At 68.8% G+C, this 2422-nt stretch carries 1 protein-coding gene; it reads left to right on the top strand.

All coding sequences use genetic code 11. The features are described 5' to 3' along the window. A partial coding sequence (locus PIN01S_RS26085; protein WP_139809711.1) for a condensation domain-containing protein occupies nt 1-2422 on the top strand: 2422 nt, incomplete at both ends.

Here is a 2422-nt window from a genome sequence, read left to right as displayed (position 1 = left end):
GCCGCTCAACCCGAACGGCAAGCTGGATCGCAAGCAACTGCCGCGTCCGCAACTGGAGCAGGTCGAGGACCGCCACGAGGAACCCCAGGGCGAGGCCGAGCGGCGCATGGCCGAACGCTGGGCCGAGCTGCTGGAAATACCGGTCGAGCTGATCGGCCGCGACAGCCACTTCTTCCGCCTGGGCGGTCACTCGCTGCTGGCCACCGTATTGCTCGCCCGCCTGCGCCAGGAGTACGGCCAGGCACCGGCCCTGCGCCAACTGTTTGAGCAGCCGACGCTGCGCGCCTTCAGCGCCCTGCTCGGCACGCCGGCGGGCAGCGCCGCCGCCGAGTTGACGCCGCAGCCGCGCCCCGAGCGCCTGCCGCTGTCCTACGAGCAGCAGCGCCTGTGGTTCCTCGAACAACTGGCGCCGGGCTCGGGCGAATACAGCATCAATACCGCGCTGACACTCACCGGTGAACTCGATGTCGAGGCGCTGCGCCAGGCCTTCGAGACGCTGGTCGAACGCCACGCCATCCTGCGCAGCCGCCTGCAGGACGACGACCAGGGTGGCCAGTTGCTGATCGACGCCCCGGCCACCTTCCACCTGCCGGTGGAAGAGCATGCCGGCGACCCGGCCGATTGGCCCGCCTACCAGCGCCAGGCCGCCGAGGCCGAGTCCCGGCGCGCGTTCGACCTGACCCACGAGCATCCGCTGCGGGTGCGCCTGGTACGTTCCGCCTGCGCCGACCAGGCCCTCCTGCTGCTCAGCCTGCACCACTGCGCCGCCGACGGCTGGTCGCTGCAGGTGCTGCTGGACGAGCTGGCCGCCGGCTATCGCGCCGCTCTGGAGGGGCGCCGCGTCGAGCTGCCGACGCTGCCGGTGCAGTACCTCGACTATGCCCTGTGGCAACGCAGCGAGGCGCGCCAGCAGGTCTATCGCCAGCAGCTGGAGTACTGGCAGAACCGCCTGGAGAACGGCGACTACCGTCTCGAGCTACCCACCGACCTGCCGCGTCCGGCCAGCCTCGACAATCGCGCCGGCACCTGCTTCGCCCAGGTGCCGGCAGCGCTGGCCGAGCGCCTGCGGCGCTTCGCCCGCGAGCGCGAGGTCACCCCGTTCATGCTCCTGCTGGCCGGTCTCAAGCTGTTCCTCGGCCGCTACAGCGGCCAGCAGGACCTGCGTATCGGCACGCCGGTGGCCAACCGCCGCCTGCAAGCCGTGCAGCCGCTGATCGGCTGCTTCGTCAATACAGTGGTGATCCGCTCTGAGCTCGCCCCCGAGCAGCGCTTCGGCGACTATCTGGTCCAGGTCAGGCAGGCCGTGCTGGACGCCCAGGAGCACCAGGACGTGCCCTTCGAACAGGTGGTCGAACACTTGGCACCGGAGCGCGATCTGGCGCACACGCCGCTGTTCCAAGTGGCCTTCGTCATGCAGAACAGCACGCGTGCCGCGCTGCAATGGCCAGGACTGCGCCTGCAACCGCTGGACATCCACTCCCCGGCGGCCAAGTTCGACCAGAACTGGGAAGTGCACGACGACGGCGAAAACCTGTCGGTGATGCTGGAATACCGCGCCAGTCTGTTCCACGAAACCACCATGCAGGCCTGGTTGGAGCAATGGCTGGCTTTCCTCGAATGCCTGCCGGAGGCCGTTGACACCCCGCTCGCCCGGCTCACACCGCTGAGCGAAGCGGATCGCCAGCTCCAGTTGCAGCACTGGAACGACACCATGCGCTCCTACCCCTGCCCGGCGACCCTGGGCGAGGCCCTGGCCTTCCAGGCGCAGCACAACCCCGAAGCGCCGGCACTGGTGTTCGAGGGCGAAACCCTCAGCTACGCCGACCTGCATCGGCGCGCCGATCAGTTGGCACAGGCCCTGGCTGCCCAAGGCATCGGTCGTGAACAGGTGGTCGCGGTCTGCCTGGAGCGCAGCGTCGAGCTGGTGGTGGCCCTGCTGGGCATCGTCAAGGCCGGTGCCGCTTATCTGCCGCTCGATCCGCACCTGCCGCCGGCGCGCCTGGCCTTCCTGCTGGAGGATGCTGCCTGTCCGCTGGTACTGACCCACAGCCAATGGCGCGAGCGCCTGCCCGAGACAGTGCCGGCCTGGTGCCTGGACCAGCCGTTGCCCGATACGCTCGGCGAGATTCGTCTTGTGGCTAACCAGCCCGGCGACCTGCTCTATGTGCTCTACACCTCCGGCTCCACCGGCCAGCCCAAGGGCGTGCTCAACGAGCACGGTGCCCTGATGAACCGCCTGCACTGGATGCAGGAGGCCTTCCCCATCGGTGCTGGCGACCGTGTGCTGCAAAAGACCCCCTACGGCTTCGACGTATCGGTATGGGAGTTCTTCTGGCCGCTGATCACCGGCGCCTGCCTGGTACTGGCCCGTCCCGGCGGGCATCAGGACAGCGGTTATCTGGTGGACCTGATCCAGCGCGAG

Origin of the sequence: Pseudomonas indica NBRC 103045, from assembly GCF_002091635.1 — a bacterium.
Lineage (GTDB): Bacteria > Pseudomonadota > Gammaproteobacteria > Pseudomonadales > Pseudomonadaceae > Pseudomonas_M > Pseudomonas_M indica.
The sequence above is the reverse complement of the archived record's forward strand: the minus strand, read 5'-3'. Positions and strand labels throughout refer to the sequence as shown.